A 14041-nucleotide genomic window follows, 5' to 3' on the forward strand; every position below is an offset into this window, starting at 1 on the left:
TCGATGTTCACGATGCGCTCGCCGGAATCTTCGTAGCACCTGCCTTGCGCAGGGTCTCATACAGCGCTGGGTAGGACGACGCCAAGCGCTGGTCATCGACGCGGCCGGTCCGAACCATGAACTGATACACGAACTCGTGTGGCGTGTACTGTTCCATCCAGTCGCCGACCTTTTCGTACCAGAGATAGGAACGCTCCGACGCACAGATGAGCTTTTCCTTCTCAGGACGACGCTTGCCTTCAAACGTTTGCAACGCGACTTCCACCTCGCCGCCGGAATCGCAGACGGCGGAGGCCAATGCGATAGCATCTTCCATGGCAATCCGCGTGCCGGAGCCGATGGAAAAATGTGCGCTGGTTTGTGCATCGCCGATCAATGCGCCGAATCGCACCGCCCTTCGCGGGCCGCTCGACGACAAGCGGCGTTTCCTTCACCGTAATGACCTGCCTATCGGTAAACGTCATCTTTTCGATCAACGCATCATGGCTATCAGCAAGCACTACGGAAAATGGAAGTGTCAGGTACGTAAGAAGGGATTCCCGCCGCAAATCAGAACACTCTCTACAAAGGCGGAGGCCACTGCATGGGGGCGTGAGGTCGAGTCGCAGATGGTGCGAGAGGCCTACGTTGTTCCAGACAAAACAACCCAAGGAATGACTGTAGCGGAGCTGCTGCAGCGCTACCTGCGCGAAGAGTCCCCGCACAAGAAGTCCGGATCGGCTGATCTGTACCGCGTCAAACCTCTGCTCTCAGCGTTAGGGGCCTACAACGTCTCCACACTCACCTCCAGCAAGCTCAACGACTACAAGGGCCGCAGGCTGGCACAAGTGGCGGCACAGACAGTGGTGCATGAGTTAACCCTGCTCTGTTGATTTGCAGGCACAGACCGACCACCGCTACTGAGGGTTGGCACGAGGCCCACCCTCTGCCCATAGTGGACCGAAGGAACGCCGGGTCATGCCCGCCGGTTACGAACTCTTCCTACAGGGAGCTCGTGACTTGGCTCTCCGAGAAACCGTAGCGCTTGCCGAATGGCCAAATGGGCGCTTATAGCGCAGAGGACACCGCATTCTTAAGATCGCAAGCAGTCAGCACCGAGGCACGGTACTTGCGAGCCCTCAAGGGGTGCTGCGGCGGTGGGAACATCCTTCGGCTCTGAGGCGAATGGCACCTCCGCCTGAGCCTTCGCATTACCCTCTTCAGTGTAAATATCGCCTTCACGGAATGACGGACTCCCGGCGCGCACATCTGGAACCGATACTGGCCTGTCGTCGCCAGTAAAAAACGTACCAGATGTCAAACTCATCCACGCAATATCAGAAAAAGGGGCGCGCGAGGTTGAGCACTTCTGCCCGGAAGACTCCTTGGGGCCTGCGTCACGCTGACTTTCCTTTCCCTCGCAAGAACGCTGCAACCCCTCCCTTCAACGACTTAGCGTCATAGGTCGAATTCCTGACGGCAGCCTGCAATACAACCCTTCGAGCGTCGGTCGACATAGAGTGCCAAACGCTCACGACCGCCGCCCCCAGGCAAGCAATGACGCGTCGCTCATGCTCATCAAGAACCCCAGGGTCCAGCATCTCAACAAACGTGGGCAGTTGCACGCCACCCTCGTTTAGCCAGCGCTCAATCTCATGGTCATCTTGATGATCGTGGTCCATGGCGAATCCTAAAAAAGATCACCCGTTGCGAGGCGCGCTATCTTCGCCTTAAGCGCAGACCTAGTAAACGCTGCCTGAGCACTTTGGCGATTTAGCACCTGTTGGCGCGCGTCAAGCGGAAGCTCATCCCAAAGGCTCAAAATGGACGCGCCAAGGAAGGCGAGAATTCGACGCTCGGACTCCTCGTACTCCTCGATAGCGAATGATTTGGCCAGCGAAGCAAGCTGCGAGCCCCCTTCATTGTCCCAACGCTCCTGTGCGTTTACACCCGTTGACTGTGTCATGGCATCCTCCCGCCGGTTGCCTGAACCTAGTGTAGGCCAGGGACGGTCAGAGCCTTACGGTTGTTTCAATTCAGGCTTAGGACGTACAAGCTATTGGGCGTACCGTGAATAGGTGGCATACGTCACGACAACTCAAAAGGTACACATCATGACTTTCCCTACTCGCTTCAGCGCCGCAGGTCCTCCTTCGCAACCCGGTCAGGACAACCAACCGAACAAGCAGCAAGAACAGCAAACCCAGGATCAAAAAGAAGAAGCCGCGCGCAAACAGGCTCAGGGCGATCCCACCAAGCAGCGCACGCCCCAGTAACCTTGGGCGGCCGCCGCACTTGTGTAATTAGACGCGGCACCTTTAGCTAGCATCCACAGCAAGTTTATAAGCGCTGGCTCATCGCATGGACGCGAGAGCCGGCGAAAGCCGTTTTTACCAGGGCATGGCGCTGCATCCTTTTTTCCCTAAGCATCGCAGAGACGTCGCCAGACCTTATTCCCTCCCAGCACCTGGCGCCTAACAGGCGCCGGCGCCGCTCCGATTTGGGCCTTCGAATCGTGGTAGATCAGCCGCGCATGTTCGCCATAATCAACGCCGACCCGCTCCGAGGTCGCGCTCCCAGTCCCGCTCAAGCTCAGCAGCAACAGCGTCATCGCCCATACGGGCTGTTTCCCACTGCACATCTCCGCCACCTTCCGACTTCGGTATGCGGTGGTCGACTTCCGTGGCTGGTAGTACGCAGCCAGTACTCAGGCAGTCGCTGCACTGGCACAGCTTTCGGTGCCGCTTGAGCACCAGCACGCGCAGTCGATCCCAGGCTGTGCCGTGTCCGCGCTGGTGTCGGGAGACTAGGCAATGCCCGTCCTTATCGTTGACGACGACAGAGCTTCGGCCCAGTTGACGGCTGAGTGTTTGAAGATGGATTCGGAAGTTACCGTCCAGATTGCCTGCGATGGCGCGGGCGCCCTACGCACCGCGCGCGAATTCGCCCCCGACGCCGTTCTCTTGGATGTCAAACTATCAGACGTCTCTGGACTTGACCTGGCCGCGCAGCTGAAGGCGGCCTGCCCTGAAATACCCGCGCGCATAATCATCTTTAGCGGAAGCCTCCCGGACCGCGAGCCCAGCTTGCTACCGGAAGGCGTGGACGCTTGGCTCATCAAACCCGCTCACCTGAGCACTCTATTCAAGTGCATTTACGCAAGCGCGCGGTCGAAAAAGGATGAGGCCCCCGATTAACGGCGGGTTAGTTTGTTTCAATTGAGACTTAGGTTATAAGCGGTGCGGAGCGTACTGTGAAGGATCGCTATAAGCATTGCCGGACTTCGTCCGCTGCAGCCCCCCTGGAACCTGAATGCCCTTCCCCTTTATCAATCAGCTCGTCACAACTCTGCACCAAGTGGCCGAGGAATATCTCTCGCCGAAGAGCGCCGCACTCCCGGCGCTACAGCCAGGCCACACCCCTCAATCCGTTGTACCGCCCAAGAAAGCAACCATTGTGATTGACGACCCTTGGACGCCGGACAACTATCACTACGCGGGCTAAGTGCGCACCTTGAAGCGTACCCAGCGCAATCGGCTCTGAACGTCTGAGTTTCGCGGGTGGGGCGTGCGCCGGAGACCATCCACGTCAGCACAACGGACGGTGGCGCTGTTATCGCACGAGATGAGCACCACCCCACAAATGGAGGCCGCGTCATGCCACTAGACCATACGAAACGCGCCACTGAGATAGTAGCGGTGGACGCCAACGGGATTACGTATATCATCCAGCGCCGCTACAGGGCTGCTCCCAACCACGACGGGGCCTGGGCCAATTACTACTGCTGCTTGCGCGACGGCGAGCCCGTCACGTGGCTCGGCGACAACGATTATCAACTGCCAGACGGCACTGCACTACTCGCGATTGAATGCCGGCTGCCTGACCTGGAGCCCCAGGGTTGAAGTGAGCGAAAATGAACGCCGTTCCCAATCTTAATCTACGGAACAATGCCATGCTCGAAACACTCGTGCGCTTCATTGACGAACTGATCGACGTTTTCAACTTCGGCAACACAATCAGCAAGTAGCTCGCGGTCGCCTAAAGCCAAAGGGCCGAATCCCCTGTTTCAAAGGATTCGGCCCCACTTGCTAGGTGCCAGCCCGCTTGCCTTCAGGCAAGCCAGCCAGTTCTTAAATCGGTTTGATCATTGTCGCCTGAGGACCTTTCTGTCCTTGGCCGGCGACGAACGACACGCGCTGGTTCTCTTCAAGAGATTTGTGCCCATCACCCTGGATTTCAGAGTAGTGAGCGAAGAGGTCTTTACCGCCAAGTTCCGGGGAGATAAAGCCGTAGCCCTTGTCGTTGTTGAACCACTTCACAATACCAGTTTCAATCTTCAATGTAAGTCCTTGATGTTCAGGGAAAAGTATACCCAGGCCCACTATGGACTATTGCCCGCTACATAGATATAGCCGTTGCTAAATAACACATGTGCCGGCTTCGCCCGATTCATTGAACACGTGACCGGCGTTCTCAAGTTCGGCAACACCATCAGCAAGTAGCAGCACGCCTGTCCCGCACAGCGGCGGCTTCGGGGAGCGGGTCGCCGCCGCGTTCACCGTCCTCGCCGCCATTTTCATAGCCGTCCCGGATGACCACATCGCCCGTCAGCATGCCGCCCGCGATACCTGGAGCCCCGAATGGACACCGCACCCACGCGCAGGTTAATAGCCGTCAATTCGAATGGAAACGCCGCCGCCTTCTATGACGACAGCGCGAACTTTCACCACCTTCGCGGCACTGATCGCATCGTCCTTACTCGTATATGCCCCGAACTGAGTGACTGTGACGTACCCCTTCGCAGTGCGTCCGTCGTCAGTCCGTCCGAGTGCCTCAATTACCGGCAAATAGCCCTCCTGAACGAGGGTTGCGCCCCGCGTAATCCTGAATCCGTCGATCTCTTCCATAGATGTCTCCTTCACTTTGGAAGATCGTATTCCAACCCACTCCAGGTGTCATATGGCCCATCCCCCCGCATCGTTTAAGACGATGACCAAGGACGGCACGACGCGCCGAAGCAATTAAGTCCGCTATTCCGATATCCGCGTGAAAGAGGGTTTTAACCTTCGCGACCTTGATGAGGAGTACGACGCGGCATTGAAGCCCTCGCCTCCTACATTCGGGACGGCGGCACGTTCCCCGCGCTCGAAGTCATCGCCCAGTCGGACGGTTCCGGCGTTGAGGCGGTGGACGGTCATCGGCGCCATGACGCCATTGGACGGGCGATCCAGCGCGGCGCTCCCATTGAGTTGCACGATGTGCGCCCCGCAGCGATCACAACGAAGATCCAAAACCGCGATCATGATGCGTATGATTTCGCCGCCCATGCTAACCCTGCGACGACGCATAAAACTGCGACAGAAGAGTCGTCAAAAAGGCTTCCGCGACGGAGAGAAATTCTAACGCGGGCGTTTTTGTTCTAACGATTGCCTAGTTAACGACTTTCGGCACCACACAAGGCATTGATATTTATAGTTATCCTGGCGCGGCAGGAGGGGCTCGAACCCCCGACCCCGGGCTTAGAAGGCCCGTGCTCTATCCAGCTGAGCTACTGCCGCGCGGTGTGGTGACGCCCGGAACCTGTCCGGGCGCCGCATTTTACCTTGTTGCGGAAAAAGTGGGTTGACCCCTATTCCTCGCCAATATCGGTGTGCGTGGACACCCACAGGACGATGGCGTCGTCGGGGCTCAGGCTGATTACGCGGTGGCCCATGCGGCTGTCTATATAGAAGCTTTCGCCGGCCTTCAGACGGGCGGGTTCGTAGAACTCGGTGTAGAGCTGGACTTCGCCTTCCAGCACGTAGACGAATTCCTCGCCGCCGTGGCGGCTCCAGTCCTGGAATTCGTCGAACGAGCGCGCCTTGACGCGGGTATGGAACGGCATCATGCGCTTGTGCGACAGCGCGGTGCACAGCAGGCGATGGTCGTAGTACGGGGTTTCGTACTGGCGCCCTTCTCCCTGGCGGCTCAGGCTGCGGCGGCCGGTGCCCATGTGGGCGTCGGACGCGGTGAAGAGTTCGGCGACGTCCAGATCCAGGCCTGCGGCGATCTTGATCAGGTTGTCATAGGTGGGCGACAGCAGGCTGTTTTCGATTTTCGACAGGGTCGATGCGGACACGCCGGTGGCCGCGGCCGCCTGCTTCAGAGTCCATTCGCGCCCCTGGCGCAAGGCTCGAAGCCGTTGTGCCAATGCGCTCTGTTTGTTGCCTTGCATCTGTACACCCTGTGATGCCCGCGATTGTCAGGTGCGCGATTGACGCTCCCGCCACCAGTCGCGCGCCTGGTAAGACCAATAAGTGAGTTGCACCGCCGCCGTGCCCAGGCTTCCCCCGTTCCAGGCGAGCCCGAAAGGTTCAAAAAGCTTGTAGCGCTGGGTGTCGCCCGTGATCCCTTCGGCCACGACGCGCCCCCCGATGGAGGTGGTGTTCATGCCGTGTCCGCCGAACGCGGTGCAGTACCAGACGCCTGGGCCCAGGAGGCCGATCTGCGGCATCAGGTGCCGCGCGTAGGCCATGCGCCCGGACCACGCTGCTTCGACGCGCACCCCTTGAAGTTGGGGATAGACGCTGAGCAATTCGCGGCGCAGGAACTCGGCCAGATCGGGCGGGTCGTCGACACGGGTGGTGATTCTACTGCCCCAGCCGATCCGGCCGCCATCGAGGACGCGGTAGTAGTTGCCGGCGCGCCGGTCATCGCCAATGGCGGCGGTGCTGCGGATGGCCTCGTGAACGCGGTCGCCCAGGGGCTCGGTGAGCATGATGTAGGTGGCGATGGGCAGCATGGCGCGGCGCAGGGCTGGCACGGTGTCGCCGGTGTAGCCGCCGGTGGCCAGCACCACGATGCTTGCGTCGATCTGGCCCTGCTCGGTCTTCAGGTGCTTGACCGGACCTTCCAGCGTGGCCTGCGTGACCGGCGAATCCTCGTGGATGCGCACCCCCAGGCGCACGCATTCACGCGCCAGCGCGCGGGCGTAGTTCAGCGGATGGAAGTGAAAGGACGCGGGGTCTTCGATGCCTTGGAAATACACGTCCGACACCAGCCGTTCCCGGACCTGGCTGCGGGTCAAGAGGCGCACGTCGCGCCCGAAGTCGCGCTGCTGGCTGTCGCACCACTGCCGCAACGCGTCGGTGGCTTCGTAGCGGACGACGCGCAGGCGTCCGTCCACCTTGTGCGCGTCGGCGATGCGCAGGCTGCGGATGTTGTCGCGGATGATCTCGACGCCTTCCATGGACAGGCGATAGAGCTGGCGGTAGTGGTCTTCGTCGACGTGCTTGCGGATGGCGTCGGCGCCCGCGGAGAACGCGGGGGATACCGATCCGCCATTGCGGCCCGACGCGCCCCAGGCGATGCGCTTGCCTTCCAGCAGGGTGACGTTGCGGCCGCGCCGCGCCAGTTCCAGGGCGGTGGACAGGCCGGCCAGGCCCGCCCCGACCACGCAGACGTCCGCGCTGGCGGCGCCCGCCAGCGGCGGATAGTAGGTGTCGGCGTCGGAGAGCGTGCGCTTGTAATAGGTGTCGATGTACTCGGAGACCATGGTGTGCGCTCAGTGCAGGCTTGCGCCCTGCAAGCCCCCGGTCAGGCGCTTTTCCAGCCAGTTGGCCAGGCGCAGGAGCGGGTAGCAGTAGATGAAGTAGATGGCGGCGATCATGCCGTAGATGAACAGGGACTGCGCCGGGAAGGTGATGATGAACACTTCGCCCTGGCGGGTCAGTTCCGTGATGCCTACCACGGACAGGATCGCCGTGCTCTTGATCAGCATGACGTACACGCCGCTCATGGGCTGCACGATCAGGCGCATGGCCTGCGGCAGAACGACCAGCCACAGGATCTGCAGCGGACGCAGGCCCAGGGTCATCGCCCCTTCGGTCTGGCCGCGCGGCACGGCCTGGATGGCGCCCATGACGATCTCGGCGACATAGCACGAGGTATAGACCGACAGCGACACGAATGCCGCCGTGCCGGAATCCCAGTGCAGCAGTTCGATGCCGGAACTGGGCAGCACGAAGTAGAAGATATAGAGCTGGACCAGGAACGGCGTGCCGCGCAGGATGTGGATGTACAGGCCCAGCAGCTGGTGGACGCCACGGATGCGGTAGCTGCGGATCACGCCGATGACGAAGCCCAGCAGCGATCCGGCGATGATAGCCACGAAGGATATCTTCAGCGTTTCCCAGAAGCCCTTCAGCAAGAAAGGCAGCACGACGCCCGCGGTGGAAAGATAGGTGTCGAGCATGGCTTACCTCGCGTTCCAGGCCGGGCCGGCCAGCCACAGGCTCACGCCCCGGGACAGCAGCAGCATGACGCCGTAGATCAGCAGATAGCCCGCGGCGATGGTCAGGAAGGCCTCGTTGGGCACGATGCGGTCGCTGTTCATCTGCACGCCCGCCGCGACCAGTTCGAACACCGTGATCAGCGACAGCAGCGAGGTGTCTTTGATCAGCACGGCGGTCTGGCCCAGCAAGGGGGGCAGCGTATTGGCGAAGGCCTGGGGCAGCACCACATAGCGCAGGCGCTGGTGGTAGTTCATGCCGCACGCCTTGGCGCCTTCGATCTGGCCGCGCGGCACGGATTCGATGCCGACGCGGATGATTTCGCTCATGTAGGCGGCGTGGTGCACCGTCATGGCGATGATGCCCAGCACCATCTCGCTCCAGCCCTTGGCGCCCGGCACCAGCGACGGCACGGCGTAATAGACCAGGTAGATCTGGACAAGCAAGGGGGTGGAGCGGACGAATTGCACATAGGCCGCCACCGGGCGCCACACCAGGGCGCGGGACGACATATGGGCAAGGGCCAGCGGAACGCCGGCCAGCACCGACAGCACCAGGCTTGCGCCCGCCGCGATCAGGGTGTTGGCCAGGCCCGTGGCGAATTGGCCCGTGTACTGGCTGACGATGCGCCAGTTATAGAAATCGATCAGCCAGTCCATGGGCGGTCCCGTCTCCGATCAGTGGTCTTTCTTCCAATCGGTGGAATACCAGTACTGCACCTGGTCCGGCAGCGTGTTGTCCGCCGTCTTCAGCACCTGCCAGTTGTCCAGCCAGAACTTCAGGCGGAACGCGTTGGGGCCGACGGCGAAGGCCAGCGGCTCGCGCACCATGACGCCTTCCAGCACGCGCAGGTTGCCGAAGTCGACCAGGAACTGATTGGCGGTGGACAGCGACATGATGCCGGCGTCCAGGCGGCCGCTGGACAAAGCCTGGCCGACCGGAGCGCTGCCGCCCGAGAACTCTTTCAGCGTGGCCTTGGGCAGCATCTTCTTGCCGACTTCGGCGTAGGTGCTGGCGCCCAACACGCCGACGTTCACGCCAGCCTTGTCGAGTTCCTGATAGGTCTTGTACGGAGAATCCTTGGGCACGACGGCGACGGTGTCGGCGTAGAACATCGGCAGCGAGAACAACACCTGCGCGGCGCGTTGCGGCGTGGGCGTCATGTCGGCGGCCACCATGTCCGCCTTGCCGGACAGCAGCGCGGGCAGCAGACCCTTCCATTCATAGTCCTGCAGAACCAGCTTCACGCCCAGGTCGTCGGCCATGCGCTTGGCCACTTCCACGGCCAGGCCCGTGCGCTTGCCCGACTTGTCCATGAAGCTCATGAGCGGCCCGGATGTCTGCACCGCCACCCGGAATTCGCCGCGTTTGATGATGTCCGCCAGTTCGTCCGCCTGTGCCGGCAGGGCCACGGTGGCGGCCGCCAGGGCGACGCTGGCCACGCCCAGCCATTGTTTGATTTTCAGCATTTCTAACCCCTTTGGTGATTGGACCCATATCGTTCCGGGCAAGGCACATCGCGCCGGCAGCGCCCGGATAAGCCGGACCGGCGGGACTACAGAATCTTTTCCAGGAAGGCGCGGGTGCGCGCCTCTTTGGGATGGCAGAAAACCTCGTCGGGCGTGCCCATTTCCACAATGCGGCCGGCGTCCATGAAGAGCGCCCGGTCGCCCACGTCGCGGGCAAACCCCATTTCGTGGGTCACCACCGCCATCGTCATGCCGTCACGCGCCAACGCGCGCATCAATTCAAGAATGCCGCCCACGGTTTCGGGATCGAGCGCCGATGTGGCCTCGTCGAACAGCATGAGCTGGGGGTCCATGGCCAGCGCGCGCGCGATCGCCACGCGCTGCTGCTGGCCGCCGGACAACTGGCTGGGGTAGCGGTCGCCGTATTCGGCCATACCGACGCGGCCCAGCAGATCGCGAGCATAGCGCTCGGCATCGGCGCGGTTGCGGCCGCGCACCACGCGCTGGGGTAGCGCCACGTTGTCCAGCGCAGTACGGTGTTGGAACAGGTTGAAGTGCTGGAACACCATGCCGACGTCGGTGCGCCATTTATTGACGTCGGTGGCCGTGTCCGTGAGGGACACGCCATTGACGCGGATCGTGCCGCTGTCGATGGTTTCGAGCCCGTTCAGCGTGCGCAGCAGCGTGCTCTTGCCCGAACCCGACGGCCCGACGATGACCATGACCTCGCCGCGTTCCAACTGGCAATCGATGCCGTCCAGCGCCAGATGCGGGGGATGCCCGTCGCGCTGATAGGTCTTCTTGACTGCCTGGACAACGAGCAATGGTTCCGCCACGAATTCACCTTCAGGTGCAGTGCGCAGGAAGCCCGCAATGAAGAAGCCGGACTTTAGATTGCACTGGCGTTTCAAGGGCGCCAGACAGGGCGCCACAAAAATATTTCGCATTTCACGTCATAGTTTCGTATAGTAAATTTTTTTCCGGAATCGCCACTTAGGCATAACCCGCATAACCCGAAAGCGAAGGCCCGCCTTCGCAGGCAATCGAAGGAACCGGCATGGACACCCCCCAAGACATCCTGCGCAATCTCGGACTGAACCCCAGCGCCCTCACCGGCGGCACGCTGATTGCGCGCAGCCCGATCGACGGCGCCGAACTGGCGCAAGTCCACGAACACACGGTGGCCCAGGCCCATTCCGCCATCACACGCGCGCGCCAGGCCAGCCTGGCGTGGCGCGACGTGCCCGCCCCGCGCCGCGGCGAACTCATCCGCCTGTTCGGCGAAACCCTGCGACAGCACAAGCGTGAACTCGGCCGCCTGGTCAGCCTGGAAGCCGGAAAAATCGTCGCCGAAGGCGAAGGCGAAGTGCAGGAAATGATCGACATCTGCGACTTTGCCGTCGGCCTGTCGCGCCAGCTCTACGGCCTGACCATCGCTTCCGAACGCCCCGGCCACCGCATGATGGAAACCTGGCATCCGCTGGGTGTTGTCGGCGTCATTAGCGCCTTCAACTTCCCCGTCGCCGTGTGGTCCTGGAACGCCGCGCTGGCGCTGGTGTGCGGCAACGCCGTCGTCTGGAAGCCTTCCGAAAAAACCCCGCTGACCGCCCTGGCCTGCCAGGCCCTGTTCGCGCAGGCCGTGCAACGGTTCGGCGACGCACCTGCGGGCCTGTCCGAAGTCCTGATCGGCGGCCGCGACGTCGGGGAGGCCCTGGTGGACTCGCATGCCGTCGCGCTGGTGTCGGCCACCGGGTCCACGCGCATGGGCCGCCAGGTGGGCCCGCGCGTCGCACAGCGCTTCGGCCGCGTCCTGCTGGAACTGGGCGGCAACAACGCCATCATCGTCGGCCCCACCGCCGACCTGGACATGGCCGCGCGCGGCATCGTCTTCGGCGCCATCGGCACCGCCGGCCAGCGCTGCACCACCACGCGCCGCCTGATCGTCCACGAAAGCGTCGCCAACGAACTGGTTCAGCGCCTGCACAAAGCCTATGCCAGCGCCCCCATCGGCAACCCGCTGGACAGCGGCAACCTCGTCGGCCCCTTGATCGACCGCGCCTCCTTCGACGCCATGCAGGCCGCCCTGACTGCCGCGCGTGAACAGGGCGGCAAAGTGACGGGCGGCGAACGCGTCCTTGCCGACCAGTACCCCGACGCCTGGTACGTGCGCCCCGCCATCGCCGAAATGCCCAGCCAGACCGACGTCGTCTGCCACGAAACCTTCGCGCCCATCCTGTACGTGATGCGCTACAAGGAATTCGGCGACGCCCTGGCCATGCAGAACGGCGTGCCGCAAGGCCTGTCGTCCGCCATCTTCACCAACGACCTGCGTGAAGCCGAAACCTTCCTGTCGGCGGCCGGTTCGGACTGCGGCATCGCCAACGTCAACATCGGCACGTCCGGCGCCGAAATCGGCGGCGCCTTCGGCGGCGAAAAAGAAACCGGCGGCGGCCGCGAATCGGGCTCGGACGCCTGGCGCAACTACATGCGCCGCGCCACCAACACCATCAACTACTCGCGCAACCTGCCGCTGGCCCAGGGCATCAAATTCGGCGAATAAACCGCCAGCCCGCACAACGCAAAACCCCGCGCACTGCTCCCAGTGCGCGGGGTTTCTTCGTTTTTTACAGCCCATACATACGATTAGTCTGACTTACAAACTGTTGCCGGGGACGGTGCTACATTGCCTGATCACAAAAACGATACACGTCCTCAATGACCTCCAGCCGTCCTTTGCACCGCACACCCGCCTCCCGCCTTCTCATCGCCGCCCTGGCCCTGGGCGCGGCCGGCTCCGCCGCGGCAGGCGTGTCGTACCGGCTGGACCGCCCCTCGGCGGCGCCCGGCGAAACCGTCACCATCGAGGCCGTGTACTTCAATGAAGGCGGCGCCCGCGTCGACTGGGAACCGCCACCTGAATTGGTCCTGCAGTGGCGCAGCCCCGACGGCCAGGTCGTGCGCAGCCTGGCCAAGCTAACGAGCGGCCGCGGCAACTACAGCGTGCCCGTCAACAACTTCGCGCGCATGTCCTGGAGCGCCGAAGTGCCCGCCACCGCGCGTGGCCTGCAAGCCGTCTCCATCGAAGGCCAGCCGTCCATGATGGCCCTGGACGCCACCGGCCGCGACAGCGGAACCCTGGCTTCCACGCCCGCCCAAACACCCGTCGTCGACCCGCGCAGCGGCCAACCCGTGCCACCCGCCGCCGTCGCCGCAGCCGGCGCATCGCCCGAAGCCGGCCCCGCACCGGCCGACGCCGTCGAGCAGTCCGTCGAACAAGCCGCCTTCGACAAATTCCGCAGCTCCTTCTCGGCCTACAAACCCGTCTACTTCGCCGTCGGCACGCGCGGCCTCACCACCGCCCGCTTCCAGATCAGCGCAAAGTACCGCCTGCTAAGCCCGCGCGGCGGCCCGGACACCTGGCACGACGACTTCTACCTGGGTTACACCCAGACCTCGCTGTGGGACCTGGAAAGCGACTCCAAGCCCTTCATCGACACCACCTTCAACCCCAGCGTCTTCTGGCTTTCCGACGACATCTGGAAATCCGAAAACCAGAACTGGCGCTTCGGCATGAACACCGGCGTCGAACACGCCTCCAACGGCAAAGACGGCGAAGACTCCCGCTCGCTGAACGACGGCTACATCGAACCGCGCTTCCACTACCGCTTCGACAGCGGCAGCACCCTCACCTTCGCCCCCAAGGTCAAGGCCTACTTCGGCGTCGCCAACGAAAACAGCGACTACTCCGCCTACGCCGGCCACGTCGACTGGCAACTGCGCTGGGCCCAGGACAACGGCGCCGTCGTCTCCGCCATGTACCGCCAGGGCGACCAAAAGCGCCGCACCACCCAGCTTGAGTTCGCATGGCCCCTGCAACGCACGTTCCTCAACTGGAACGGCTACCTGTACATGCAGTACTTCAACGGGTATGGCGAAACGCTGCTGGGCTACAACCAACGCAACGAAAGCCAGTTCCGCGTAGGCCTGTCGCTGATTCCGTAAGGGCGCGGGCTGCGTGAGCGAAACGCAGTCCGCGCAAGCGACGCAACATCACCCCGCGCCACTTCGTGAAGAAGGCGAGCCGACGCACGCGAGCCACGAATCTCGAACGCCGACGCAAGACACCCAATCGCCAGATAAGGCCGCCCGCGCGGCCGACATCTGGCAACCCCGCAAGATCTTCCGGCACAAAACCGCCCACCGCAAAAACGCCAAGCAAGCCACCCTTCCCCACTGCCGCCAAACCCGAGACACCGGAGCCGGTGCGGCGGCGGCCTGGGGTGCGCGGGGCGTGTAGATGCGCCCGAGGGAATCGGAAGGAGC

Annotated in this window: 15 protein-coding genes and 1 tRNA gene; 5 read left to right on the plus strand and 11 right to left on the minus strand. The window is 62.6% G+C overall.

The features are described from left to right. Positions 1-7 precede the first annotated feature (7 nt). Positions 8-316: a hypothetical protein gene (locus RT614_RS14860; protein WP_313622878.1), complete on the minus strand. Its 309-nt coding sequence runs from the start codon at positions 314-316 to the stop codon at positions 8-10. Between RT614_RS14860 and RT614_RS14865 the strand changes: the two genes are divergently transcribed. Continuing rightward, positions 315-872 carry a hypothetical protein gene (locus RT614_RS14865; protein WP_313622879.1) on the plus strand — a complete coding sequence of 186 codons (558 nt, stop codon included), beginning with the start codon at positions 315-317 and terminating at the stop codon, positions 870-872. The two genes, RT614_RS14860 and RT614_RS14865, sit on opposite strands and share 2 nt — an antisense overlap. Positions 873-1376: 504 nt before the next feature. On the opposite strand, the gene RT614_RS14870 is transcribed toward RT614_RS14865, so the two are convergent. Continuing rightward, a complete protein-coding gene (locus RT614_RS14870; protein ID WP_313622880.1) occupies positions 1377-1661 on the minus strand; it encodes a hypothetical protein in 285 nt (94 codons plus the stop codon). Positions 1662-2093: 432 nt separating this feature from the next. Between RT614_RS14870 and RT614_RS14875 the strand changes: the two genes are divergently transcribed. Continuing rightward, the gene (locus RT614_RS14875) at positions 2094-2255 is read left to right on the plus strand and encodes a hypothetical protein (protein WP_313622881.1); all 162 of its coding nucleotides are present in this window, start codon (positions 2094-2096) and stop codon (positions 2253-2255) included. Positions 2256-2792: 537 nt separating this feature from the next. Beyond that, positions 2793-3176 (plus strand): response regulator, encoded by a 384-nt coding sequence (locus RT614_RS14885; protein WP_313622882.1) that lies wholly within the window; start codon positions 2793-2795, stop codon positions 3174-3176. Positions 3177-4109: 933 nt separating this feature from the next. On the opposite strand, the gene RT614_RS14890 is transcribed toward RT614_RS14885, so the two are convergent. The 9 genes from RT614_RS14890 to RT614_RS14930 all read right to left on the minus strand — a co-directional run bounded on the left by RT614_RS14890 (position 4110) and on the right by RT614_RS14930 (position 10554). After that, positions 4110-4313 carry a cold-shock protein gene (locus RT614_RS14890; protein WP_174544694.1) on the minus strand — a complete coding sequence of 68 codons (204 nt, stop codon included), beginning with the start codon at positions 4311-4313 and terminating at the stop codon, positions 4110-4112. Positions 4314-4643: 330 nt separating this feature from the next. After that, positions 4644-4886, minus strand: coding sequence for a hypothetical protein (locus RT614_RS14895; protein ID WP_313622883.1), 243 nt, complete (start codon positions 4884-4886; stop codon positions 4644-4646). A 574-nt stretch (positions 4887-5460) separates the two neighbouring features. Further along, positions 5461-5537: transfer RNA gene (locus RT614_RS14900), tRNA-Arg, on the minus strand. A gap of 71 nt (positions 5538-5608) precedes the next feature. Next, a complete protein-coding gene (locus RT614_RS14905; RefSeq protein ID WP_313622884.1) occupies positions 5609-6193 on the minus strand; it encodes an XRE family transcriptional regulator in 585 nt (194 codons plus the stop codon). 27 nt (positions 6194-6220) lie between these two features. Next, positions 6221-7513, minus strand: coding sequence for an FAD-binding oxidoreductase (locus tag RT614_RS14910; protein ID WP_313622885.1), 1293 nt, complete (start codon positions 7511-7513; stop codon positions 6221-6223). 9 nt (positions 7514-7522) lie between these two features. Beyond that, the gene (locus RT614_RS14915) at positions 7523-8212 is read right to left on the minus strand and encodes an amino acid ABC transporter permease (protein ID WP_313622886.1); all 690 of its coding nucleotides are present in this window, start codon (positions 8210-8212) and stop codon (positions 7523-7525) included. Between the two features lie 3 nt (positions 8213-8215). After that, complete coding sequence (locus tag RT614_RS14920; RefSeq protein ID WP_313622887.1) at positions 8216-8908, minus strand: amino acid ABC transporter permease; 693 nt, start codon at positions 8906-8908, stop codon at positions 8216-8218. Between the two features lie 18 nt (positions 8909-8926). After that, positions 8927-9718 (minus strand): ABC transporter substrate-binding protein, encoded by a 792-nt coding sequence (locus tag RT614_RS14925; RefSeq protein WP_313622888.1) that lies wholly within the window; start codon positions 9716-9718, stop codon positions 8927-8929. Positions 9719-9804: 86 nt separating this feature from the next. Next, positions 9805-10554, minus strand: a complete 750-nt coding sequence (locus RT614_RS14930; RefSeq protein WP_313622908.1) for an amino acid ABC transporter ATP-binding protein — start codon at positions 10552-10554, stop codon at positions 9805-9807. A gap of 221 nt (positions 10555-10775) precedes the next feature. Here RT614_RS14930 and RT614_RS14935 point away from each other — a divergent pair, with 221 nt between their 5' ends. Next, entirely contained in the window at positions 10776-12278 is a 1503-nt protein-coding gene (locus RT614_RS14935; RefSeq protein ID WP_313622889.1) for an aldehyde dehydrogenase family protein, read from the plus strand. Positions 12279-12433: 155 nt separating this feature from the next. Continuing rightward, complete coding sequence (locus RT614_RS14940) at positions 12434-13720, plus strand: phospholipase A (RefSeq protein WP_313622890.1); 1287 nt, start codon at positions 12434-12436, stop codon at positions 13718-13720. Positions 13721-14041 lie beyond the last annotated feature (321 nt).

Origin of the sequence: Achromobacter sp., from assembly GCF_032102605.1 — a bacterium.
GTDB lineage: Bacteria > Pseudomonadota > Gammaproteobacteria > Burkholderiales > Burkholderiaceae_B > Achromobacter.

Coding starts and splice junctions, on each gene's coding strand:
- RT614_RS14910 (WP_313622885.1), bottom strand. CDS start 7,513: ATGGTCTCCGAGTACATCGACACCTATTACAAGCGCACGCTCTCCGAC.
- RT614_RS14925 (WP_313622888.1), bottom strand. CDS start 9,718: ATGCTGAAAATCAAACAATGGCTGGGCGTGGCCAGCGTCGCCCTGGCG.
- RT614_RS14915 (WP_313622886.1), bottom strand. CDS start 8,212: ATGCTCGACACCTATCTTTCCACCGCGGGCGTCGTGCTGCCTTTCTTG.
- RT614_RS14885 (WP_313622882.1), top strand. CDS start 2,793: ATGCCCGTCCTTATCGTTGACGACGACAGAGCTTCGGCCCAGTTGACG.
- RT614_RS14940 (WP_313622890.1), top strand. CDS start 12,434: ATGACCTCCAGCCGTCCTTTGCACCGCACACCCGCCTCCCGCCTTCTC.
- RT614_RS14870 (WP_313622880.1), bottom strand. CDS start 1,661: ATGGACCACGATCATCAAGATGACCATGAGATTGAGCGCTGGCTAAAC.
- RT614_RS14935 (WP_313622889.1), top strand. CDS start 10,776: ATGGACACCCCCCAAGACATCCTGCGCAATCTCGGACTGAACCCCAGC.
- RT614_RS14860 (WP_313622878.1), bottom strand. CDS start 316: ATGGAAGATGCTATCGCATTGGCCTCCGCCGTCTGCGATTCCGGCGGC.
- RT614_RS14895 (WP_313622883.1), bottom strand. CDS start 4,886: ATGGAAGAGATCGACGGATTCAGGATTACGCGGGGCGCAACCCTCGTT.
- RT614_RS14920 (WP_313622887.1), bottom strand. CDS start 8,908: ATGGACTGGCTGATCGATTTCTATAACTGGCGCATCGTCAGCCAGTAC.
- RT614_RS14865 (WP_313622879.1), top strand. CDS start 315: ATGGCAATCCGCGTGCCGGAGCCGATGGAAAAATGTGCGCTGGTTTGT.
- RT614_RS14905 (WP_313622884.1), bottom strand. CDS start 6,193: ATGCAAGGCAACAAACAGAGCGCATTGGCACAACGGCTTCGAGCCTTG.
- RT614_RS14875 (WP_313622881.1), top strand. CDS start 2,094: ATGACTTTCCCTACTCGCTTCAGCGCCGCAGGTCCTCCTTCGCAACCC.